At 61.2% G+C, this 24,028-nt stretch carries 18 protein-coding genes; 16 read left to right on the top strand and 2 right to left on the bottom strand.

What is annotated here, in order from left to right; translation table 11 throughout:
• Positions 1–230 precede the first annotated feature (230 nt).
• Both BLR69_RS11365 and BLR69_RS11360 read left to right on the top strand, forming a co-directional pair.
• A complete protein-coding gene (locus BLR69_RS11365; protein ID WP_071492887.1) occupies positions 231–1,865 on the top strand; it encodes a hypothetical protein in 1,635 nt (544 codons plus the stop codon).
• A 140-nt stretch (positions 1,866–2,005) separates the two neighbouring features.
• Positions 2,006–3,304, top strand: a complete 1,299-nt coding sequence (locus BLR69_RS11360) for a hypothetical protein (protein ID WP_071492888.1) — start codon at positions 2,006–2,008, stop codon at positions 3,302–3,304.
• Between the two features lie 3 nt (positions 3,305–3,307).
• Here the strand turns inward: BLR69_RS11360 and BLR69_RS11355 are convergent, their stop codons facing one another.
• Positions 3,308–6,586, bottom strand: a complete 3,279-nt coding sequence (locus BLR69_RS11355; RefSeq protein ID WP_071492889.1) for an EAL domain-containing protein — start codon at positions 6,584–6,586, stop codon at positions 3,308–3,310.
• 66 nt (positions 6,587–6,652) lie between these two features.
• Positions 6,653–7,543, bottom strand: a complete 891-nt coding sequence (locus BLR69_RS11350) for a LysR family transcriptional regulator (RefSeq protein ID WP_071492890.1) — start codon at positions 7,541–7,543, stop codon at positions 6,653–6,655.
• 140 nt (positions 7,544–7,683) lie between these two features.
• Here BLR69_RS11350 and leuC point away from each other — a divergent pair, with 140 nt between their 5' ends.
• The 14 genes from leuC (at position 7,684) to purF (ending at position 23,998) form a co-directional block, all read left to right on the top strand.
• Positions 7,684–9,102, top strand: a complete 1,419-nt coding sequence (leuC, locus tag BLR69_RS11345) for a 3-isopropylmalate dehydratase large subunit (protein WP_071492891.1) — start codon at positions 7,684–7,686, stop codon at positions 9,100–9,102.
• A 10-nt stretch (positions 9,103–9,112) separates the two neighbouring features.
• On the top strand, positions 9,113–9,754 hold the full coding sequence (leuD, locus tag BLR69_RS11340) for a 3-isopropylmalate dehydratase small subunit (protein WP_064055144.1): 642 nt from the start codon (positions 9,113–9,115) through the stop codon (positions 9,752–9,754).
• Between the two features lie 130 nt (positions 9,755–9,884).
• Positions 9,885–10,649: a class I SAM-dependent methyltransferase gene (locus BLR69_RS11335; RefSeq protein WP_071492892.1), complete on the top strand. Its 765-nt coding sequence runs from the start codon at positions 9,885–9,887 to the stop codon at positions 10,647–10,649.
• Positions 10,650–10,702: 53 nt separating this feature from the next.
• Complete coding sequence (gene leuB, locus BLR69_RS11330) at positions 10,703–11,785, top strand: 3-isopropylmalate dehydrogenase (RefSeq protein WP_071492893.1); 1,083 nt, start codon at positions 10,703–10,705, stop codon at positions 11,783–11,785.
• Positions 11,786–11,849: 64 nt separating this feature from the next.
• Positions 11,850–12,962 (top strand): aspartate-semialdehyde dehydrogenase, encoded by a 1,113-nt coding sequence (gene asd, locus BLR69_RS11325; RefSeq protein WP_058426885.1) that lies wholly within the window; start codon positions 11,850–11,852, stop codon positions 12,960–12,962.
• 240 nt (positions 12,963–13,202) lie between these two features.
• The gene (locus BLR69_RS11320; protein WP_071492894.1) at positions 13,203–14,213 is read left to right on the top strand and encodes an aspartate-semialdehyde dehydrogenase; all 1,011 of its coding nucleotides are present in this window, start codon (positions 13,203–13,205) and stop codon (positions 14,211–14,213) included.
• 162 nt (positions 14,214–14,375) lie between these two features.
• Positions 14,376–16,925: a FimV/HubP family polar landmark protein gene (locus tag BLR69_RS11315; RefSeq protein WP_071492895.1), complete on the top strand. Its 2,550-nt coding sequence runs from the start codon at positions 14,376–14,378 to the stop codon at positions 16,923–16,925.
• A gap of 141 nt (positions 16,926–17,066) precedes the next feature.
• Positions 17,067–17,891, top strand: coding sequence for a tRNA pseudouridine(38-40) synthase TruA (gene truA, locus BLR69_RS11310; RefSeq protein WP_071492219.1), 825 nt, complete (start codon positions 17,067–17,069; stop codon positions 17,889–17,891).
• A 63-nt stretch (positions 17,892–17,954) separates the two neighbouring features.
• Positions 17,955–18,587 carry a phosphoribosylanthranilate isomerase gene (locus BLR69_RS11305; RefSeq protein WP_071492896.1) on the top strand — a complete coding sequence of 211 codons (633 nt, stop codon included), beginning with the start codon at positions 17,955–17,957 and terminating at the stop codon, positions 18,585–18,587.
• Between the two features lie 243 nt (positions 18,588–18,830).
• Positions 18,831–19,751, top strand: a complete 921-nt coding sequence (gene accD / locus BLR69_RS11300; protein ID WP_058426880.1) for an acetyl-CoA carboxylase, carboxyltransferase subunit beta — start codon at positions 18,831–18,833, stop codon at positions 19,749–19,751.
• Positions 19,748–21,055 (top strand): bifunctional tetrahydrofolate synthase/dihydrofolate synthase, encoded by a 1,308-nt coding sequence (gene folC, locus BLR69_RS11295; RefSeq protein ID WP_071492897.1) that lies wholly within the window; start codon positions 19,748–19,750, stop codon positions 21,053–21,055. The genes accD and folC overlap by 4 nt, the downstream gene beginning before the upstream one ends.
• Positions 21,039–21,698, top strand: coding sequence for an SPOR domain-containing protein (locus BLR69_RS11290; protein WP_071492898.1), 660 nt, complete (start codon positions 21,039–21,041; stop codon positions 21,696–21,698). Before folC ends, BLR69_RS11290 begins: the two co-directional genes overlap by 17 nt.
• A 195-nt stretch (positions 21,699–21,893) precedes the next feature.
• Positions 21,894–22,451, top strand: coding sequence for a CvpA family protein (locus BLR69_RS11285; RefSeq protein ID WP_003192538.1), 558 nt, complete (start codon positions 21,894–21,896; stop codon positions 22,449–22,451).
• Positions 22,452–22,492: 41 nt separating this feature from the next.
• Entirely contained in the window at positions 22,493–23,998 is a 1,506-nt protein-coding gene (gene purF, locus BLR69_RS11280) for an amidophosphoribosyltransferase (protein WP_058426877.1), read from the top strand.
• Positions 23,999–24,028: the final 30 nt, after the last annotated feature.

Here is a 24,028-nt window from a genome sequence, read left to right as displayed (position 1 = left end):
GCGGCGTTCGCTGGCGCAGTGGGTTTAGAGCGTTTCCTCAAATAGTCATGGGCTAAAATCTGATTTTCAATTTTGTTTGCCTTATGTGAAGTCGGATTATTGGAACTTGATCGCGTTTTAGTCCACGAAAATAGGGACTGCGAGATGTGATTGTTTCCAGTTTTATATTAATTGCTGTCCGGGTTTCTAAATGCTTCGAGGCAGCACATAACTAATCATGAGGTTACAAGATGTCCAATGTATCGCTTGGCACGCCTAAAGTTTTTGTTCCGGAACTCCAGTTGGGTGGCCAAAGTTCTACCGGTCTTGTGAAAGATGTTGAACGCGTTAGCACGCTCGCTACGGATCTCGGTATTAAAGGGGCTGCACGAGAGGTTAATAAAACTGTGATGGGGGCAAAGGAGATTTCCGTTAACTCTGATGCGCTGGAAAAATTATTCGAGATGTTTGATCTGGTCTTCAAGGCCATGCGCAGCCTGTTGTCCGGCAGGTCATTCAGTTCTAACGCCGCGACGGTAGTACCGCATGCAGCAAAGGCGGAGAGTGGTATTGAAGTGTCTGTGGAGGGCGGGTTGAATTCCAAAGGGAAGCCGTCACCTGCTGTAAAGAAAGATGACCGGGTTTCCGGCGGCATTGTGGGTGTGAATATCAATGCAAATGGCTCCACGCAATTGAAGACTGCTGGCGATAATAATAAGTCGACGACAGTCACTGCGGGTAAGGACGCCAAGGTCAATGTTGATGCTGACGGTGCCGTGCAAGTTAAAGTCCCAGGCGATAATAAAGCGGCGACAGTCACGGTGGGCAAGGACGGTGATGTAAGCATCGGTGCTGACACCTCCATGCAAGTGAAGACTGCTGGCGATAATAATAAATCGATGACAGTCACTGCGGGTAAGGACGCCAAGGTCAATGTTGATGCTGACGGCGCTGTGCAAGTTAAAGCCCCAGGCGATAATAAAGTGGCGACAGTCACTGTGGGCAAGGACGGTAATGTCAAGGCCGACGCGAGTGGCAGCGCGCAGATGAAAATCACTGGTTTTAGCAATAGTTCGTCTGCGCAGACTGTCGGAAAGAGCGTTCAAAGGGATGTTGGCAGTGACGCGCAGGTGGGGACGTCGGGTGGTGATGCCCAGGTGCAGGTTATGCCAGATGGCAGTACGCAAGTGAGCGTTACAGCTGAGGAAGGTAAGCAGTTCAGGGTACGTGTGGAGGCTGGTGTCAACGTGCGGATTAGTTCGGAGGGGTGGGGGGAGAACCAACCAGTAACAATCCGTGACATTACCCCGAGGCAGTCGACGCATGCGGCGCTGGGTAAGCAGCCGGAGGCGGAAGTAAAGACCATTTCTCAGTTGAAGGCAGAGGCTAGAGTCGGTACTGAACCCAAGGTGAATGGCGAGTCGAACGGGGAGCAACAGGCTGAGGTAGCAGTCGGTGCAGAGCCGAAGGTCCAGATGCCGCCCACCCCAGAGCACAAGGTCGAGGTTGAGCCAGAGGTACAGGTGCCACCGACCCCGGAGCAAAAGGTCGAGGTAAAGGTCGAGGCTGAGCCAGAGGTACAGGTGCCACCGACCCCGGAGCAAAAGGTCGAGGTAAAGGTCGAGGCTGAGCCAGAGGTACAGGTGCCACCGACCCCGGAGCGCAAGGTCGAGGTAAAGGTCGAGGCTGAGCCAGAGGTACAGGTGCCACCGACCCCGGAGCAAAAGGTCGAGGTAAAGGTCGAGACTGAGCCGAAGGTACAGACGCCGGCCACTCCAGGGCCACAACCTTCGGACAAGGTTGATGCAGAGCCAACTGTAGAAGTGAAAACCCCCACCGCCCCTCGCAGGGTCATGAATCCCCGATTGGAAGGGGTAAGGGCCTGAGGTGCAGACGAGTCTTGATGTCAGCCGGCTCGTCTTAAAAGCTTGATGAGGGATCCAGCCTCCCCAATCACAGGTGCGATTGGGGAGGGCTGGTTGGGGGCAGCGTTTTTTCACTTATTCAATTTGGTTTCGGAGGGTTTATGACCTTTGCTGTCTTTGCTCCTCCTGTCGGCTGGGGGCGTTCACCGGACTACAGGCACGTTACCCACGCTACGGGACAGGCGGTTGCCAAGCCGACCACAAAGGGGGTCGGCTTTGAAGCTTCTCGGCGTCATTTTGGCGAGAATTTTGATACCAGCACCCATGCGGCGGTCATCAAGATGATGATGGCAACCTTTGGGTCAAGCCCGAAAGACATGTTTGCCCAATTCGTGCCGGTTGCCGGGGGGTACGCCATCACCATGAAAGACGAGTTCAAGGTGGTGATTTCCCAGCATGAACTCGAACAGACAAGGCGCGCCTCCCGCTTCACCGGTGCGGACAGCGGTGCCGTCGACAGCGCCAACGTCGCGCTCACCGCCTATGTCAAACGCAAGCAGGTTATGGGCGGCTATCACACTTTCGACGGCGCCTTGGCTGATACCTTGCAGGGTGAGACGACCCTGCGGTGCCTGCGGGGCATGGGCTTGTACGGACTGTCGCAATATGTTCCGACTCATCAGATGGTCGGGGATGGGGTGGCAGGTGTGCTTGAGACACATACCCGAGGCAGTGCGTTTGTCCTTGATGGCGTCAGGCACGACTACACCGAAAGGCGCCGTGTTGACCGAGGCTACGGCTACCGCTTGTTCAACGACAAAACCCCGCTCGAGAAGGCTTCGGCCAATCGCAATAACACGGTTGTTTCACAGATGCCGGTGGGCATGAAACCCAGAAATATATGGAGCGGCTTTTATCAAGGTGCCGAGGGCAATTGCGTCACGATATCGGCGATCAAGGCCGCGATGATGAAGTTTGGTCAGAATCCTGCGGGTATTTACAAAAACATCAGCGCTGTATCGGGCGGTTTTGAGGTGATCATGCGCGATGGCTTCAAGCTGTTTCTGAGTCATGAAGAGCGGCGCAAGGCCGAGCAGGGGTCAAACCTGGACGGTTCTGACCAGGCGCTCAAGGACGACGCCAACTTTTTATACGCCGTGAGCGCCAAGCGTGCGCAACTGGAAAACAACGACATGCGTGCTGGTCGCAGTTTTGAGGACGCCATGCACTCGTTGAATGACGGAGAAGCGCCAGGCCAGGCGTTGCGCAGATTGGGGTTGATTGCCCACGTGCGGCAGAGCACTGCGCAAGAGTTGGCCAAAGGCGCCATTGGCACGCTCGCTGACAATATGCATTCGGTGTTGGCAGTCAGCGGTTCGGTGGACAACTACGGCCAAAAGCTCGGCTTGACGTCATCGGGGTGGTCCGATAGAACAATGTGGGCATTGAAGCTGGTGTGAGGGCTACCTCAGCAGTTGCCGGAACCCCTCGATCGGCAAGGGGCGGCTATGCAAATAACCCTGGAACAGATGGCAGCCCAGTTTTTGCAGGAACGCCAGTTGCTCCGGGGTCTCCACGCCTTCGGCGATCACTTCCAGGTTCAGGCTGCGGGCCATTGCCACAATTGCACGGATGATTTCAGCGTCGTTGGGGTCATGGGTCGCGTCGCGCACAAAGGATTGGTCGATCTTCAGTGCATCCACCGGCAGGCGCTTGAGATAAGTGAGCGATGAATAGCCAGTACCGAAGTCATCCATCGCAAAGCTCACGCCGAGTTTTTTCAGGCGGCGCATTTTGCTGATGGTGTCGTCCAGGTTCTGGATCACGATGCCTTCGGTGATCTCCAGTTTCAAAAGGCTGAATGGCAACTGATGTTGCTTGAGGCTGCGCTCCACCCGCTCCACGAAGTCGTTCTGGCGAAACTGCCGGGGGCTGATGTTCACGCACAGGCTGAAATTCAGTGGGTCTACCAAGCCTTCGTGGATCAGTTGTTGAAAGGCCGCGCAGGCTTCATCCAGGATCCAGGTGCCCACCTCAAGGATCAGGCCGCTGTCTTCCAGCACCTTGATGAACTCGGAAGGTGACTGCGCACCCAGTTGGGGGTGTTGCCAGCGCACCAGGGCCTCGGCGCCGACGATCTTGTTGCCCCGTGCGTCCACCTGGGGTTGGTAATGCACACTGAATTCGCCACGTGACAAGGCCAGGCGCAAGTCTGTTTCCATGCGCAGGCGTTCACTGGCGGTTTTTTGCATGCTGTTGTGAAACATCTGCGTGGTGTTGCGCCCCGAATCCTTGGCGCGATACAGAGCGATGTCGGCACGTTTGAGCAGATCCGCTGGCGTTGAACCATGATCGGGAATCAGTGCTACGCCGATACTTGGCGTGACCTGCAGTCGATGACCGTCCAGGAACATCGGCTCCGAGAGCAGTTCACGCAGGGTATCGGCCAGCTCCTGCACTTGGGCGCTGACTTCCATGCGCGATCCCTCCAGGCCACTGAGCAGCACCACGAACTCATCGCCTCCCAGGCGCGCCACGGTGTCTTCCATGCGCACGCTGGCTTCCAGGCGTGCAGTGACAATCCTCAACACGGTGTCGCCCACCGGGTGGCCGAGGGAGTCGTTGATGTGCTTGAAGTGGTCGAGGTCAAGAAACAGCAGCGCGCCGCGCAGATTATGCCGCTTGAGCAGGGCGATCTGCTGGCTCAGGCGGTCCATCAGCAGGGCGCGGTTGGGCAGGTTGGTCAACGGGTCGTGATAGGCCAGGTGGCGGATCTGCGCCTGGGCGTTTTTCAGCAGGCTCACGTCGCGGGCGGTCAGCAACAGGCACGGGGTTTCATTCAGGGTGATGGGCTCCACCGAGACTTCCACCGCCAGCAACTCGCCGCGCTTGTTGTGCCAGAGCATTTCCAGATGATGAATGCGGCCCTTGATCTGCAACTCGGCCAGCAGCGCGGCGCGCTGGTTTTCATCGGCCCAGATGCCGATCTGATACAGGGTCAAGCCGATGGCTTCCTCGGCGCGATAGCCGGTCAGGCGGCAGAAGCCGTCGTTGACCTCCACATAGCGGCCGGTGTCGCGCTCAGTGATGGAAATGGCGTCGGGGCTGGAATGGAAGGCCTTGGCGAATTTCTCTTCGCTGGCCTTGAGCGCCGCTTCCGAGCGCTGCTGCTGGGTGATATCGCGCAGCGTGGTGACGATGCACGGCTGGTCACCCACCTTGATCAAGCGGCTGGAGATGACGCATGTCAGGGTCTGGCCGTTCTTGTGATGCACCACGATCGCCACATTGTTCAATGCCTGCTCGCGGATCATCCGCTCGATACGCTGCAGGCGCTTGCTCGACTCGTCCCATAGGCCAATCTGCTCGGCGCTTTTGTCGATGACCTCGGCGGCCGTCCAGCCAAAGGTCTGGGTAAACGCGGGGTTGATTTCGATAAACGCGCCGCCCTCCAGGCAGGTGACGCAGATCGGGTCCGGGCTGGCCTGGAACAGGCTGGCGAATTTTTCCTCGGAGGCGGTCAGGCGTTGTTCGCGTTCCACCTGGTCGGTGATGTCCAGCAACGTGCCGGCCATGCGCAGCGGCGCGCCGTGCTCATCACGGTACAGGCGGGCGCGGCTTTCGAGGTAGCGTGAGCTGCCGTCTTCCATGGGCACGCGATACGTCAGCTGATAATTGCCGGCCGGGCCTTCGCGCAGGGTGCGGTAGGCGTTGCGCATGCTCTCGCGCTCGTCATTGGGCATGCCATCGAAGAAGGCGTCAAAGGACTCGTGGAACGGCTCCGGCGGCAGGCCATGCAATTGGGCGGCGCGGGCCGAGCCATAGAGCATGCCGGTGGGGATGTGCCAGTCCCAGGTACCCAGTTGCGCTGAATCCAGGGCCAGGTCGAGGCGTTCCTGGCTGTCCTTGAGGGCCTGCTCGGCTATTTTGCGCTCGGTGGTGTCCAGAAAGGTACTGAGCAGGTAAGCCTCGCCGTCCAATTCCACCTTTTGTGCGCTGAGGGTGCCGTCGTGGATCTGGCCGTTGCTGGCGCAGAACTGCACCTCCATGGTGATGGGCAGGCCCTTGCGCTGGGTCGCCTTGACCAGTTGCGCACGCTGTTCCGGATGGCGCCACAGGCCCAGGTCCAGGGTGGTGCGGCCGATGGCATCGGCGACCGGCCAGCCGAAAAGCATCTCGAAATACTGGTTGGCCTCACTGATCAGTCCGTCGGACTGGCGAGTCAGCAAGACCATGTTGGGGCACAGGTGAAACAGCGTGGCGAAGCGTTTTTCCGAGTGGCTGAGGGCGTGCTCCCGTTCGCGCTGGCGGGTGGTCTCGCGGATCACCCCGATCATGCGCCGCCGCCCGGCTTTGTCAGGTGCCAGGCTGCCATTGATTTCCAGCCAGTGGTGGGTGCCGTCCGGCCACTGGATATGGTGATGCATCGCCTGTTCGAACGGCTCGCCGGCCAATACCGCGTGAAAGGCCCGCACCACGCGGGCGCGATCCTGTGGCGCGAGCAGGTCCAGATAGTCCAGGTCCTTGGGTAGCGGTTGGCGCGGGTCAAAGCCGAACAGCGCCTGGGTGCCCCGCGACCAGCTTATCCTGCCGGTGTCGATTTCCCAGCACCAGGCGCCCAGCCGGGCGGCATTGAGCGCGGCCAGCAGTTGCGGGGCGCTGTCCCAGCTTTGTTCCGCCTCTTGGGGGTCCAGGGCGTAAATGCGGGGCAGGGGTGGCAAGGAGTCGACGGGGTTGCGCATTATCAAAGGGCCTTGGCTCGATGGGCGTAAGGCGCGGTTCAGTTCAGACCTGGAGGCCGCACGGTTTCATGCCGGTATCCCTGGCAGATCGACCTGTGCATCCAATAGGCTCATGAAAGCCCGCGCAGCATTCGACAGCGTCCTTTCGGTGTGCACGATATAGCCTAGCTGGCGACTGAGTTGTATGCCCGGCAAAGCGATACTTGCCACCTGATCATCGAGCATGGTGCGCGGCAGGACGCTCCAGGCCAGGCCGATCGATACCATCATCTTGATCGTTTCCAGGTAGTTAGTGCTCATCGCGATATTTGGCGTGAGGCCCTGGGCCTCGAACAGCCGGCTGACAATATGGTGGGTGAAGGTGTTGCCGCCGGGGAACACCGCCGGGTGGCCGGCAATGTCGGCCAGGTTCACGTGGCCGTTGCTGATCAGGCTGTGCTCCGGCGCCACCACGAAGTCCAGCGGGTCGTCCCACACCGGAGTGGCACGCACCAGATGGTGGGGATCGGGTGCCAGGGTGATCACCGCCACTTCGGCGCGGCCGTGGAGGATTTCTTCGTAGGCCACTTCCGAATCGAGGAACTGAATATCCAGTGCCACATTCGGGTATTCCCGGGTGAATGCGCGCAGCACCGGCGGCAAACGATGCAGGCCGATATGGTGGCTGGTGGCCAGGGTCAGGCGCCCGCTGACTTCGCCGGTGAGGTTGGTGAGGGCGCGGCGCGTGTCGTCCAGCACGTTGAGGATCTGATAGGCGCGTGGCAGCAAGGCCCGTCCGGCCTCAGTCAGGCCGACTTCACGGCCCAGGCGGTCGAACAAACGCACTTTCAATTGTTGCTCCAGGCCGGCAATGCGCTTGCTGATGGCTGGCTGGGTCAGGTGCAGGCGTTCACCGGCACCGGAGAAGCTGCCGGTCTCGGCGATGGCGATAAAGGCATTGAGGTTGGCCAGGTCCATTCATGTATTCCAGTTGGTAATCCAAAGCATAAAAAATATGAATTTGAGTTATTTAATGTAGCGCCATACCATCAGCCTCACAAGCCAAAGGGTTATTGAAAAGCCCGGCATAGAGAAATACCGCTGATGAGGACCGACTGATGGCCGGCAAAACGCTTTACGACAAGCTTTGGGATTCCCATGAAGTGAAACGGCGCGACGATGGCTCGTCGCTGATCTATATCGACCGTCACATCATCCATGAAGTGACCTCGCCCCAAGCGTTCGAAGGCCTGCGGCTGGCCGGGCGCAAGCCTTGGCGCGTCGACTCCATCATCGCCACCCCGGACCACAACGTACCGACCACGCCTGAGCGCAAGGGCGGCATCGAAGCCATTGCCGACCAGGTGTCGCGTTTGCAGGTGCAGACCCTCGACGACTACTGCGACGAATATGGCATCACTGAATTCAAGATGAATGACGTGCGTCAAGGCATCGTGCACGTGATCGGCCCGGAGCAGGGCGCTACCTTGCCGGGCATGACCGTGGTCTGCGGCGACTCCCACACCTCCACCCACGGTGCGTTCGGCGCCCTGGCCCACGGCATCGGCACCTCCGAGGTGGAGCATGTGTTCGCCACCCAGTGCCTGGTCGCCAAGAAGATGAAGAACATGTTGGTTAAAGTCGAAGGCCAGTTGCCGTTCGGCGTGACCGCCAAGGACATCGTGCTCGCCGTGATCGGCAAGATCGGCACCGCCGGCGGTAACGGCCATGCCATCGAGTTTGCCGGCAGCGCGATTCGCGACCTGTCCATCGAAGGCCGCATGACCATCTGCAACATGTCCATCGAAGCCGGTGCCCGCGTGGGCATGGTGGCGGCGGACGAAAAGACCGTTGAATACGTCAAGGGCCGTCCATTTGCCCCACAAGGCAAGGACTGGGACGCCGCTGTCGAGGCCTGGAAAGACCTGGTCTCCGACGCCGATGCGATGTTCGACACCGTGGTCGAGTTGGACGCTGCCCAGATCAAGCCGCAGGTCAGTTGGGGCACTTCGCCGGAGATGGTCCTGGCCGTCGACCAGAACGTGCCCGACCCGGCCCGGGAAGCCGACCTGGTCAAGCGCGGCTCCATTGAGCGTGCCTTGAAGTACATGGGCTTGAAGGCCAACCAGGCGATTACCGACATTCAGTTGGATCGCGTGTTCATCGGTTCCTGCACCAACTCGCGGATCGAAGACCTGCGCGCCGCGGCAGTGATCGCCAAGGGCCGCAAAGTTGCCTCGACCATCAAGCAAGCCATCGTGGTGCCGGGCTCGGGCCTGGTCAAGGCGCAGGCTGAAGCCGAAGGCCTGGACAAGATCTTCCTCGAAGCCGGTTTTGAATGGCGTGAGCCAGGCTGCTCGATGTGCCTGGCGATGAACCCGGACCGTTTGGAGTCGGGTGAGCATTGCGCGTCCACTTCCAACCGTAACTTCGAAGGGCGCCAGGGCGCCGGTGGGCGTACCCACCTGGTCAGCCCGGCCATGGCCGCCGCCGCTGCCGTCAACGGTCGTTTCATCGACGTTCGCGAATTGATCTGAGGAATACCCGATGCGTGCTTTTACTCAACACACCGGCCTTGTCGCCCCTCTGGATCGCGCCAACGTCGACACAGACCAGATCATCCCCAAGCAGTTCTTGAAGTCGATCAAGCGCACCGGCTTCGGCCCCAACCTGTTCGACGAGTGGCGCTACCTGGACGTGGGCTACGCCTACCAGGACAACTCCAAGCGCCCGCTGAACAAGGACTTCGTGCTCAATGCCGAGCGTTATCAGGGCGCCAGCGTCTTGCTGGCCCGGGAAAACTTCGGTTGCGGTTCCAGCCGTGAACACGCGCCGTGGGCCCTGGAAGAGTATGGCTTTCGCAGCATCATCGCGCCGAGCTATGCCGACATCTTCTTCAACAACAGCTTCAAGAACGGCTTGCTGCCGATCATCTTGAGCGATGCTGAAGTGGACGAGTTGTTCAAGCAGGTTGAGGCCGAAGAGGGCTACCAACTGACCGTCGACCTGGCCGCGCAGACCGTGACCCGTCCCGATGGCAAGGTGTACCACTTTGAGGTGGATGCCTTCCGCAAGCACTGCCTGATCAACGGCCTGGACGATATCGGCCTGACCCTGCAGGACGGCGATGCGATTGCCGCGTTTGAGGCCAAGCACCGGGCGAGTCAGCCTTGGTTGTTTCGCGATTGATGTAGGTAGGCTCGCCGCTATCGGGGGCAAGCCCCCTCCCACATTTTGAGCTGCGAACACATTCAAGTGTGGGAGGGGGCTTGCCCCCGATGAGGCCAGTGTCAACAACACAAGTCCCAAGGAAACCGCCATGACCACCACCGCCCACACCCAAGTCGTGCAAAAACAATTCGGCGAGCAAGCCTCCGCCTACCTGAGCAGTGCCGTGCACGCCCAGGGCACCGAATTCGCGCTACTCCAGGCCGAACTGACCGGGCAGGGCAGTGCACGACTGCTGGACCTGGGCTGCGGTGCCGGTCATGTCAGCTTCCACGTCGCGCCCCTGGTCAAGGAAGTGGTCGCCTACGACCTGTCCCAACAGATGCTCGACGTGGTCGCCGCTGCTGCGACGGACCGTGGCCTGGGCAACATCCGCACCGTGAACGGCGCCGCTGAGCGCCTGCCGTTCGCCGATGGCGAGTTCGACTTCGTGTTCAGCCGCTACTCGGCCCACCACTGGAGCGACCTCGGCCTGGCCCTGCGTGAAGTACGCCGGGTGCTCAAGCCGGGTGGCGTGGCGGCCTTCGTCGACGTCTTGTCACCGGGCAGCCCGCTGTTGGACACTTACCTGCAAACCGTCGAAGTGCTGCGCGACACCAGCCACGTGCGCGACTACTCCGCCGCCGAGTGGATGCAGCAGCTCAGCGAGTCCGGCTTGCATGTGCGCACCAGCAGCCGCCAGCGTTTGCGCCTGGAGTACACCTCTTGGGTCGAGCGCATGCGCACGCCGCAGGTTCTGCGTGCCGCGATTCTTGAGCTGCAAACGGCGATGGGCCAGGAAGTGCGTGATTATTACGAAATTCAAGCCGACGGCACCTTCAGCACCGACGTGCTGGTGGTTTTCGCCGAACGCTGATTGATTTTTCCCGACCTGCCCACGGGCGGGTCGCTTGATGAAATGAGGAACGCATGAGCAAGCAGATTCTGATTCTCCCTGGCGACGGTATTGGTCCGGAAATCATGGCCGAAGCGGTCAAGGTGCTGGAACTGGCCAACACCAAGTACAGCCTGGGCTTCGAGCTGAGCCACGACGTGATCGGCGGCGCGGCCATCGACAAGCACGGCGTACCGCTGGCCGACGAGACCCTGGACCGCGCCCGCGCGGCCGACGCCGTATTGCTCGGCGCTGTGGGCGGCCCGAAGTGGGACAAGATCGAACGTGACATCCGCCCTGAGCGCGGCCTGCTGAAAATCCGCGCGCAACTGGGCCTGTTCGGTAACCTGCGCCCGGCGATCCTCTACCCGCAACTGGCCGATGCCTCGAGCCTCAAGCCGGAAGTGGTGGCAGGCCTGGATATCCTGATCGTGCGCGAGCTGACCGGCGGTATCTACTTCGGCTCGCCACGGGGCGTGCGCGAGTTGGAGAATGGCGAACGCCAGGCCTACGACACCCTGCCGTACAGCGAGAGCGAAATCCGCCGTATCGCCCGTGTCGGCTTCGACATGGCCCGCGTGCGTGGCAAGAAGGTCTGCTCGGTGGACAAGGCCAACGTACTGGCCTCCAGCCAACTGTGGCGCGAAATCGTCGAAGAAGTCGCCAAGGATTACCCCGACGTCGAACTGAGCCACATGTACGTCGACAACGCCGCCATGCAGCTGGTGCGTGCGCCGAAGCAGTTCGACGTGATCGTCACCGACAACCTGTTCGGCGACATCCTGTCCGACCAGGCGTCGATGCTCACCGGTTCCATCGGCATGCTGCCGTCGGCGTCCCTGGACACCAACAACAAGGGCATGTACGAGCCTTGTCACGGTTCGGCGCCGGACATCGCGGGCCAGGGTATTGCCAACCCGCTGGCGGCCATTTTGTCGGTGTCGATGATGCTGCGTTACAGCTTCAACCTGAGCGACGCGGCGGATGCCATCGAGAAAGCCGTGAGCCTGGTGCTGGATCAGGGTTTGCGCACCGGCGACATCTGGTCGCAGGGTTGCACCAAGGTCGGTACGCAAGAAATGGGCGACGCAGTAGTCGCCGCGCTGCGGAATCTGTAATCTCTCGGGCCCGCTTGCAGTTGTTGCTGCAAGGCGGCCCACTTTTTAACAAGGTGTAGTTGCGATGAAACGTGTAGGTCTGATCGGTTGGCGCGGTATGGTCGGTTCCGTGCTCATGCAGCGGATGCTGGAAGAGCAGGATTTCGATCTTATTGAGCCGGTGTTTTTCACCACTTCGAATGTGGGTGGCCAGGGGCCGTCCGTGGGCAAGGATATTGCTCCGCTCAAGGACGCCTACAACATTGAAGAGCTGAAAACCCTCGACGTGATTCTGACCTGTCAGGGTGGCGACTACACCAGCGAAGTCTTCCCCAAGCTGCGCGAAGCCGGCTGGCAGGGTTACTGGATCGACGCCGCCTCGAGCCTGCGCATGCAGGACGACGCGGTGATCATCCTCGACCCGGTGAACCGCAAGGTCATCGACCAGCAGTTGGACGCGGGCACCAAGAACTACGTCGGCGGCAACTGCACCGTCAGCCTGATGCTGATGGGCCTGGGCGGCTTGTTCGAAGCCGGCCTGGTCGAGTGGATGAGTGCCATGACCTATCAGGCGGCCTCGGGTGCCGGCGCACAGAACATGCGCGAGCTGATCAAGCAGATGGGCGCGACCCACGCCGCCGTCGCCGATCAACTGGCCGACCCGGCCAGCGCGATCCTCGACATTGACCGCCGCGTGGCCGAAGCCATGCGCAGCGATGCCTACCCGACTGAAAACTTCGGCGTGCCGTTGGCCGGTAGCCTGATCCCGTGGATCGACAAGGAACTGCCGAACGGCCAGAGCCGCGAAGAGTGGAAGGCCCAGGCCGAGACCAACAAGATCCTCGGCCGCTTCAAGAGCCCGATCCCGGTAGACGGCATCTGCGTGCGTATCGGCGCGATGCGCTGCCACAGCCAGGCGCTGACCATCAAGCTGAACAAAGACGTGCCGATTGCCGATATCGAAGCGTTGATCAGTCAGCACAACCCTTGGGTCAAGCTGGTGCCGAACAACCGTGATATCAGCATGCAGGAGCTGAGCCCGACCAAGGTCACCGGCACCCTGAATGTACCGGTGGGCCGTCTGCGCAAACTGAACATGGGCAGTCAGTTCCTTGGTGCATTCACCGTGGGCGACCAGCTGCTGTGGGGCGCGGCCGAACCGCTGCGCCGCATGTTGCGGATTTTGCTGGAGCGTTGATCGCGTAAGGCAATGAGAGAAACCCGCGTTCTGGTGACAGGCGCGGGTTTTTTGTTGTTTGGTCGGGCCTCATCGGGGGGCAAGCCCCCTCCCACACTCGAACGGGTTCGCAGGTCAAAATGTGGGAGGGGGCTTGCCCCCGATGAGGCCATCAGCCCCACCACAAACCCCAGCTTAATTGCCTCACCCCCCACCACCCGGTAAAGTGCCGCTCCCCCCGCAATGCCCGAGGCAGCCCCCATGACCCAGACCTTTGAAATCGCCGTGATCGGCGCCACCGGCACCGTCGGTGAAACCCTGGTGCAGATCCTCGAAGAGCTGGATTTTCCGGTAGGCACCCTGTATTTGCTGGCGGGCAACAACTCGGCCGGCGCCTCCGTGCCCTTTCGCGGCAAGAATGTGCGGGTCAAGGAAGTCGACGAATTTGACTTCAGCAAGGCGCAGCTGGCGTTCTTTGCGGCGGGGCCGGCTGTCACCCTGAGTTTTGCGCCGCGTGCCACGGCGGCGGGGTGCTCGGTGATCGACTTGTCCGGTGCGTTGCCGGCCGAACAGGCGCCGCAGGTGGTGCCGGAGGCCAATGCCCACGTGCTGGAAGGCCTGAAGAAGCCGTTCCAGCTCGGCAGCCCGAGCCCGTCTGCGACCAACCTGGCGGTGGTGCTGGCGCCTTTGCGGGGCTTGCTGGATATCCAGCGGGTGAGCGTCACCGCCAGCCTGGCGATGTCGGCCCAGGGGCGTGAAGCCGTCAGCGAACTGGCCCGGCAAACCGCCGAGCTGCTGAATATGCGCCCGCTGGAGCCGAAGTTCTTTGATCGGCAGGTCGCCTTCAACCTGTTGGCGCAGGTCGGTACGCCGGATGCCCAGGGGCATACGACCCTGGAAAAACGCCTGGTCCACGAGTTGCGTGCAGTGCTGGGATTACCTTTGCTAAAGATTTCCGCAACCTGCGTTCAAGCCCCGGTGTTTTTTGGCGATAGCCTGACAGTGTCCCTGCAACTGGGGGCGGCGGTCGATCTGGTTGCGGTGAGCCGCGCACTTGACGCTGCGCCGGGCATCGAGCTCGTGGATGAAGGGGATTTTCCTACAGCAGTCGGCGATGCAGTGGGCCAGGATGTGGTCTATGTCGGTCGCGTCCGGGCAGGCGTGGATGACCCGGCGGAACTAAATCTGTGGCTGACGTCAGATAACGTACGCAAAGGCGCCGCACTGAATGCCGTACAGCTGGCGCAGTTGTTGATAAAAGGCCTTGCGTAAAAGATACTTGGCGGCAATTTGTAGATTGATTCTAGCCAGGCGCTATGCTTGGCCCCAGGCAGGAAAAGTTGCGCGTCGGTGACCTATCGGCTCGCCATGCCTTATGGCAGCGGTTACCAACCTTCTCGCAGGCCGGGGAGTGTTCAAACAAAGGATGAGGCTATGGTTCAAGTTCGCAAGCTGGTGTTAGCAATAGCGGCCGCCTCGGCGCTGTCCTCCGGTATGGCGCAGGCGCTGCAGCTGGGGGAGATGACCCTCAAGTCGAAGTTGAATCAGCCGTTGGCGGTGGAAATCGAATTGCTCGATGTCGGTGGCCTCACCGCTACCGAGATCACGCCAAGCCTGGCGTCTGCCCAGGCGTTTGTGGATGCCGGCGTCGATCGCCAGGCGTTTCTCAATGACCTGACGTTCACCCCGGTGATCAACCCCAATGGCCGCAGCGTGGTGCGCGTCACCTCCAGCAAGCCGTTGCCGGACTCCTACGTACGTTTTCTGTTGCAGGTGCAATGGCCTAATGGCCGTTTGATGCGTGACTACAGCGTCTTGCTCGACCCGGCCAAGTTCGACCAGTCGGCACCCGCAGCTGTCGCGCCTGCGCCGCGTCTGGCTGCTCCGGCCAGCACCGCGACCGCAGCGAGCAAACCGGCACAACACACCACCACCTCCCGCGACACCCTGTGGGAAATTGCCGCGAAGCACCGCAATGGCGGCTCCGTGCAGCAGACCATGCTGGCGATCCAGGCGCTGAACCCGGATGCGTTCATCGACGGCAATATCAACCGTCTGAAAACCGGCCAGGTCCTGCGCCTGCCGGATGCCGTACAAAGCACCGCGCTGCCGCAACCCCAGGCAATTGCTGAGGTCAGCGCGCAAAATGCCGCCTGGCGTCAGGGTCGACGCGCCGCCACCAATCCGGCAGCGGGCAAACAGCAACTGGACGCCACCAAGCGCACCCAGGCAGGCAACGCGCCTGCAAGCACCAACGCCAAGGACAACTTGAGCCTGGTGTCGGCCGAAGCCGCCAAGAAGGGCGCCAAGGGCAAGGCGGGCGACAGTGCGGCACTCAGCGACAAGCTGGCGATGACCCAGGAGCAACTGGACACCACCCGACGCGACAACGAAGAGCTGAAAAGCCGCGCGGCAGACCTGCAAAGTCAGTTGGACAAGCTGCAAAAACTGATTCAACTGAAAAACGATCAACTGGCGCGTTTGCAGGCTGAAAAGGGTGTTCCGGCTGCTCCGGCGACTGCAGCAATGCCTGCGCAGTTGGCAGGCGAGCCATCCACTGCACCTGCTACGCCCGATGCCGTCACCCCTGCACCCGTCGCGCCAGCGCCTGAACCGGTCAAGACAGGTGTGGCACCGGCCAGCCCCGACGGCAAATTCAACGAACTGCTGACCAACCCGATCGTACTCGGTGTGATCGGGGGCGCAGCGGGCCTGTTGGTGTTGTTGCTCCTGTTGTTGTGGGCGCGCCATCGCAATGCGCGCCGCGAAGAGGAAAAACACTTGCGCATGGCGCGGGCCCTGGCTGAAGAGCCGGAGTTCACCTCGAACCTCCATGACGACCTGCCGCCAAGCAGCTTCGAAGGCCTGGAGACGCCGCCGCCCAGCGTAAAGCTGGCCGCCGCACCGGCCCCGGCTCCGGTGGTTGAGCCGGCGCCTGTTGTGCCGACCGTTGCTTCCGTACTGGCGCCGCTGGCTGTTGCCGTGGCTCCGGTGAACTCAAACGATGCGCTGGCCCAAGCCCAGTCCCATATCGACCGTGGTCACCTGAACCAGGCCGCCGACGTGCTGGAGCAAGCGATCAAGCATGAGCCCAAGCGCAGCGACCTGCGCTTGAAGCTGATGGAAGTCTACGGCCTGCAAAACGACAAGGACGGCTTCGTGACCCAGGAGCGTCAACTCGTGGCCAATGGTGAAAACCATGCCCAGGTCGAACAGCTCAAGAGTCGCTTCCCGGCCATGGCGGTGTTGGCGGCGGGTGTTAGCGCCGCAGTGGCTGCAGCTGCCCTGGACGCTCAATACGTCAAGGATTTGCTGGAAGACAAGCCGGCTGCTCCTGCGCCCGAGGCCTTCGACACCGATTTCGATCTGAGCCTCGACGAGCTTGAGCAGGCGTCCCCGGCCGAGGTCAAGGACGATCAGCAGACGTTCGAGTCGCTGCTGCAGCAGCAGACCGAAGCCAAGGCCAGCCCGGATGACCTGTCGGACTTCGATCTGGACCTGCAACTGGATGCCCCCGCTTCGGCACAATCCGATGACGACTTCCTCTCGGGCCTGGAAGAGCAGATGAAGGACGTGCCGGCCGTCGAGCCGCCGACCCTCACGCCTGCGGCGCTGGATGACTTCGATTTGCCAGAAGATTTCGACCTGTCCCTGGCCGATGAGCCGGAAGCCGCCGCCAAGCCCGATGCGTTCACGTCGGAGCTGGATGATGTCAACGCCGAGCTGGATCGCTTGTCCCAGAGCCTGGAGCATCCATCCATCGAGCCGTCTTTCACCGCAGAAGATGCGGCGCAGGGCGATGATGAGCCGGAATTCGACTTCCTCTCCGGCACGGATGAGGTGGCCACCAAGCTCGACCTCGCCCAGGCCTATATCGACATGGGGGATGCGGACGGTGCTCGGGATATCCTTTCCGAAGTGTTGACCGAAGGTGATGAGGTTCAACGCGGCGAGGCCAAGGAAATGCTCGGCCGGTTGGCGTAACAGCCCGTTGTTCAAACAGCGGCGACCTTCGGGTCGCCGTTTTGCTTTTGTGGGCTCCCCTGCAAACCGGCATAATGGCCGCCTTCGCGCAACTCATCAGGCTCTCAGTTCTTGGCAAATATAGATAACCCGACCGCCGAAATGGCGGCCGCAGGCTTTTACCGCATCGCCTTGGGCGTGGAATACAAGGGCTCGCGCTATCGCGGCTGGCAGCGTCAGGCGTCCGGCGTGCTGACGGTGCAGGAGACCCTGGAAAACGCCCTGTCGAAAGTCGCCGATTCACCCGTATCGCTGATGTGTGCCGGGCGTACCGACGCCGGTGTGCATGCGTGTGGCCAGGTGGTGCACTTCGATACTCAGGCCGAGCGGTCAATGAAGGCCTGGGTGATGGGCGCAAATATCAATTTGCCCCATGACGTCAGCGTCAGTTGGGCCAAGGTCATGCCGGCGCACTTTCATGCGCGTTTCAAGGCCATCGCCCGGCGCTATCGCTATGTGATCTACAACGACCAGATCCGCCCGGCGCACCTCAACGAAGAAATCACCTGGAACCACCGTCCGTTGGACGCCGAGCGCATGGCCGAGGCCGCGCAGCACCTGGTGGGTGTGCATGATTTCAGCGCCTTCCGTGCTGGCCAGTGCCAGGCCAAGTCGCCGATCAAGGAAGTCCACCACCTGCGGGTGACCCGCCACGGCAAGATGATCGTGCTGGATATCCGCGCCGGGGCCTTCCTGCATCACATGGTGCGCAACATCGCCGGGGTGCTGATGACCATTGGTACCGGCGAGCGCCCGGTGGAGTGGGCCAGGGAAGTGCTGGAAAGCCGCGTGCGTCGCACGGGTGGGGTTACGGCACATCCGTTCGGCCTGTACCTGGTGGATGTGGAGTACCGCGACGAGTTCGAGTTGCCGGAGCGCTTCATCGGGCCACACTTCCTCACAGGTTTCAGCGAACTTGGCGGCTGACGCCTGGAATAGCTTTTGTTACCATCCGGGACTTTCTCGGTCCAACCCTGGAGTTTCCACGACATGTCAGCCGTTCGCAGCAAGATTTGCGGGATTACCCGCATAGAAGACGCGCTGACGGCGGTCGAGGCAGGGGCGGATGCCATCGGTTTCGTGTTTTATGCCAAGAGCCCGCGGGCGGTGAATGTGGTGCAGGCGCGGGCGATCATCGCGGCGTTGCCGCCATTCGTGACCACCGTGGGTTTGTTCGTTAACGCCAGCCGCTGCGAACTCAACGAAACCCTGGATGCCGTACCCTTGGACATGTTGCAGTTCCATGGCGACGAAACGCCTGAGGAATGTGAAAGTTACCAGCGGCCGTATATCAAGGCGCTGCGCGTCAAGGCCGGGGATGATATCGCGGCGGCGTGTTCCGCCTACGGCAGTGCCCGCGGGATTTTGCTGGACACCTATGTCGAAGGCGTACCCGGCGGTACGGGCGAAGCGTTCGACTGGTCGCTGATTCCCGCAGGCTTGAGCAAGCCGATCATCCTGGCCGGCGGGCTCAACCCCGCAAATGTCGGGGCGGCAATCGAACAGGTGCGGCCGTATGCCGTGGATGTCAGCGGCGGGGTGGAGCAGGGCAAGGGCATCAAGGATCACAGCAAGATTCGCGCATTCATGCAGGCCGTGCGCAACAGCAGTGGTGCAATGTGACGGCTGGCAGTCTGCCGCCGTCCATAACTACCACTGTGTAAAACAGCCCGGCGCCGCCTGTGGTGGCCCGGAAACGAAGTGGCAACCCTGCGCTGGCAGGTTGTCTGGAAGGCTGAGGATACAGGCAGGAAAAGGCCGGTCGAACGTCTGACCCCGTCCAGCCTGTGTCATCGCCACATATGAATTTAGCTCAAGGGCATACGCGGGGCTGTGTTCAAGCCACCGGTACTGGAGAAAGAAAGCATGAGCAACTGGTTAGTAGACAAACTGATCCCTTCGATCATGCGTTCCGAGGTGAAGAAAAGCTCGGTTCCTGAAGGTCTGTGGCATAAGTGCCCGTCCTGCGACGCGGTGCTGTACCGCCCGGAGCTGGAAAAGACCCTGGACGTTTGCCCCAAGTGCAACCACCACATGCGTATCGGCGCTCGCGCCCGCATCGATATCTTCCTGGACGCCGAAGGCCGTAACGAACTGGGTGCCGACCTGGAGCCGGTTGACCGTCTGAAGTTCCGCGATGGCAAGAAGTACAAGGACCGCCTGGTCGCCGCGCAGAAGCAGACCGGTGAGAAAGACGCACTGATTTCCGTCAGCGGCAAGCTGCTGGGCATGCCGGTCGTGGTGTCGGCGTTCGAGTTCTCCTTCATGGGCGGCTCCATGGGTGCCATCGTCGGTGAGCGCTTTGTCCGCGCCGCCAACTACGCCCTGGAAAACCGTTGCCCGATGATCTGCTTCGCCGCTTCCGGCGGTGCGCGCATGCAGGAAGCCCTGATCTCCCTGATGCAAATGGCCAAGACTTCTGCGGTGCTGGCGCGTCTGCGCGAAGAAGGCATCCCGTTCATCTCCGTGCTGACCGACCCGGTCTACGGTGGCGTATCCGCCAGCCTGGCCATGCTGGGTGACGTGATCGTCGGCGAGCCCAAGGCGCTGATCGGCTTTGCCGGCCCCCGCGTGATCGAGCAGACCGTGCGTGAAAAACTGCCGGAAGGTTTCCAGCGCAGCGAGTTCCTGCTGGAGCACGGCGCGATCGACCTGATCATCCCGCGCGGTGAGTTGCGTCCACGCCTGGGTAACCTGCTGGCGCAAATGATGGGCCTGCCGACCCCGGTGTACGTCGCGCCTAAAGTCGAGCCGATCGTCGTACCGCCGGTGCCTGCAAACCTATGACCCAACGTACCCTGGGCGAATGGCTCGCCTACCTTGAGCAGTTGCATCCGTCCGCCATCGACATGGGCCTGGAGCGCTCGCAACAGGTAGCGGCCCGCCTTGGGTTGGGCCGCCCGGCGCCGCGTGTGATCACGGTGACCGGTACCAACGGCAAAGGCTCTACCTGCGCCTTTGTCGCGGCGCTGCTGCAGGCCCAGGGGCTGAAAGTCGGCGTCTATAATTCCCCGCACCTGCTGCGTTATAACGAGCGGGTGCAGCTCAATGGTGTCGAAGCCACCGACGAGCAACTCTGCGAAGCCTTCGCCGCACTCGATGCGGGCCGGGGCGAGATCTCCCTGACCTACTTCGAGATGGGCACCCTGGCGGCGTTCTGGCTGTTCGAGCGTGCGCAACTGGATGTGGTGGTGCTGGAAGTCGGTCTGGGTGGGCGCCTGGACACGGTCAACGTGGTCGATGCCGACTTGGCATTGGTCACCAGTATTGGTGTGGACCACGCCGACTACCTGGGTAATACCCGTGAGTCCGTGGCCTATGAAAAGGCTGGGATCTTCCGCCAGGGCAAGCCGGCGCTGTGTGGTGATATTGACCCGCCGTACACCTTGCTGGACAAGGTGCGTGAGCTGGATTGCCCATTTTTCCTGCGGGGCCGCGAATTCAACCTCGAGATCGGTGATCAGCACTGGCAATGGCGTGGGCGCGATGCCCGTGGCCAGGCCGTCGAGTTGCGCGATTTGCCGCTGCTGAACCTGCCGATGGAAAACGCCGCGCTGGCGCTGCAAGCGTATCTGTTGCTTGATCTGCCGTGGAAGGTCGAGCAGATCTCGGCCACCTTGCTGGCGACTCGCGTGGTGGGGCGTCTGGACCGTCGTGAATTCGAATGGCAGGGCAAGCGGCTAAACCTGATGCTGGATGTGGGGCATAACCCCCATGCGGCCGAGTACCTGGCGCAGCGTCTGTCGCGTACGCCGCCGGTCGGCCAACGCCTTGCCGTATTCGGTCTGCTGGCCGATAAGGACCTGGACGGTGTGGTCGCACCCTTGCTGGGTCGTGTCCAGGCCTGGGCTGTTGCGCCGCTGGATACGCCGCGCAGCCGTCCGGCCGCCGAGCTGGAAGTGGCCTTGCAGAACCTTGCTGTGCCCGTGACGTCGTATGCAAGCGTCACCGATGCCCTTGAAGCACAGTGCGCCATTGCCACGCCCGATGATGAGATTCTGTTGTTCGGGTCATTTTATTGTGTTGCCGAGGCGCTTGAGTGGTTGGCCCGGCGCTCCACGGAGGAAGCTGCACATGGCATTACTGGATAGCGCATACAAGCAGCGAATGGTCGGTGCCCTGGTGCTGGTTGCATTGGCGGTGATCTTCCTGCCAATGCTGTTTTCCCGTCAGGACGAAGAGCGTCAGGTCGTCGTCGAGGCGCCGGCCGCGCCCCAGGCGCCCGCAGTGCCTCAGGTGCAGGTTCAGCCGGTGGTGGTGCCTGAGCCCCAGGCGTTGCCTGAGGACGAGCCCGTGCCGACCAATGATGAGGTGGCCGCACAGCAGGCACCGTCGATGCCGGTACAGCCAAGTGTGCCGGTGGTGAAGCCGGCGCCTGCGCCGACTGTAGCGGCCAAGCCTGCTGCGCCCGCACCTGCGCCCAAGCCGGTTGCGCCGCAGCCTGCCGCGCCAGGCAAGCCGGACGTCGGCCAGAGCCGCATCGATCCGAATGGCTTGCCGATCAGTTGGTCGATCCAGGTGGCCAGCCTGGGTAACCGCGAGGGGGCCGACGCGTTGCAGAAGAAGCTGCGTAGCCAAGGCTACAACGCCTATATTCGTAGTGCCGATGGCAAGAACCGCGTGTTTATCGGACCGCTGATCGAGCGTGCCGAGGCCGATCGCCTGCGCGATTTGCTGGATCGCCAGCAGAACCTCAAGGGTTTCGTGACCCGGTTCCAGCCTGAGCGCGGTTGATTTCGCAGCGGTTTGAGTTTGAAATGCGTTCAAGTGTGGGAGGGGGATTACCCCTCCCACAGTTGTTTTGGGGTGTGCTTGAAATTGGATTCACTCGTCCCAAACTACTGATTTGCAAGGCAGCCACAATCACAGCTTACCGACAGCCCGACGCTCTGCTAAAATGCGCCGCCTCATCTGTCCGTAGGCTCCAACGTGCCATTTACCTGGGTTGATTGGGCGATTGTTGCAATCGTCGCCATCTCCGCTTTGATCAGTCTAAGCCGCGGCTTCGTCAAAGAAGCACTGTCGTTGCTGACCTGGATCATCGCAGGAGTCGTAGCCTGGATGTTCGGTGGTTCATTGTCGGTCTACCTGGCCGGATACATCGAGACACCTTCGGCTCGCGTCATCGCGGGCTGCGCCATCATGTTCATCGCCACGCTGCTGGTGGGGGCAATGGTCAATTATCTTATTGGCGAGTTGATACGTGTCACCGGCCTCTCCGGGACCGATCGATTTCTCGGCATGGCCTTCGGCGCCGCGCGTGGCGCGCTGCTGGTGGTCGTGGCGGTCGGGCTGTTGAGCCTGGGGCCGGTACAGCAGGATTCGTGGTGGCAGGAGTCGGTACTCGTGCCAAAATTTCTATTGGTTGCAGACTGGTCCAAGAACCTCATTCTGGGGTGGAGCAGTCAGTGGCTGGCCAGCGGAATCAGCGTACCCGCTGATCTTCCGTTCAAGGAACACCTCTTGCCGGCCAAAACGCCTCAGTAAGTTGTGTTCAGTCAAGATTCATTAAGTAGGGGTTGCGTCGCATGTGTGGCATCGTCGGTATCGTCGGTAAGTCGAACGTCAATCAGGCGCTGTATGACGCGCTAACCGTCCTCCAGCACCGCGGCCAGGACGCTGCCGGTATTGTGACCAGCCACGACGGCCGGTTATTCCTGCGCAAGGACAATGGCCTGGTACGTGACGTGTTTCATCAGCGTCACATGCAGCGCCTGGTCGGGCACATGGGTATTGGCCATGTGCGTTATCCGACTGCCGGTAGCTCGACTTCGGCCGAAGCTCAACCGTTCTACGTCAACTCGCCTTACGGCATTACCCTGGCGCACAACGGCAACCTGACCAACGTTGAACAACTGGCCAAGGAGATTTACGAGTCTGACCTGCGCCACGTCAACACCAGCTCCGACTCGGAAGTGCTGCTCAACGTGTTCGCCCACGAGCTGGCCCAGCGCGGCAAGCTGCAGCCGACCGAAGAAGACGTATTCGCTGCAGTGACTGACGTGCATAACCGTTGCGTCGGTGGTTACGCGGTAGTGGCCATGGTCACCGGCTATGGCATCGTCGGTTTCCGCGACCCGCACGGCATCCGTCCGATCGTGTTCGGCCAGCGCCACACCGACGAAGGCGTCGAGTACATGATCGCTTCCGAAAGCGTGTCCCTGGACGTGCTGGGCTTTACCCTGATCCGCGACCTCGCGCCAGGCGAAGCGGTGTACATCACCGAAGACGGCAAGCTGCACACCCGCCAGTGCGCCGTGGCTCCGAAACTCACCCCGTGCATCTTCGAACACGTCTACCTGGCGCGTCCGGATTCGATCATCGACGGCGTTTCGGTCTACAAGGCGCGCCTGCGCATGGGCGAGAAGCTGGCCGAGAAGATCCTGCGCGAGCGTCCCGAGCACGATATCGACGTGGTGATCCCGATCCCGGACACCAGCCGTACCGCTGCGTTGGAGCTGGCCAACCACCTGGGCGTCAAGTTCCGCGAAGGCTTCGTGAAGAACCGCTACATTGGCCGCACGTTCATCATGCCGGGCCAGGCAGCGCGCAAGAAGTCGGTACGCCAGAAGCTCAATGCCATCGAGCTGGAGTTCCGTGGCAAGAACGTGATGCTGGTGGATGACTCCATCGTGCGTGGCACCACCTGCAAGCAAATCATCCAGATGGCCCGCGAAGCCGGTGCGAAGAACGTCTACTTCTGTTCCGCAGCGCCTGCCGTGCGTTACCCGAACGTGTACGGCATCGACATGCCGAGCGCCCACGAGCTGATCGCACACAACCGTTCGACCCAGGACGTGGCCGACCTGATCGGCGCCGACTGGCTGATCTACCAGGACCTGCCAGACCTGATCGAAGCGGTCGGCGGTGGCAAGATCAAGATCGAGCAGTTCGATTGCGCCGTGTTTGACGGCAAGTACGTGACTGGCGACGTTGACGAGGCCTACCTGAACAAGATCGAGCAGGCGCGTAACGACTCGTCGAAGATCAAGACCCAGGCGGTCAGCGCGATCATCGACCTGTACAACAACTGAGTGACAACCGGCCCTGAGGGGCCGGTTTTG

This window comes from Pseudomonas azotoformans, from assembly GCF_900103345.1.
Classification (GTDB): Bacteria; Pseudomonadota; Gammaproteobacteria; order Pseudomonadales; family Pseudomonadaceae; genus Aquipseudomonas; species Aquipseudomonas azotoformans.
Note: the sequence above shows the minus strand (reverse complement) of the source record. Positions and strands in the feature narration are given on the sequence as shown.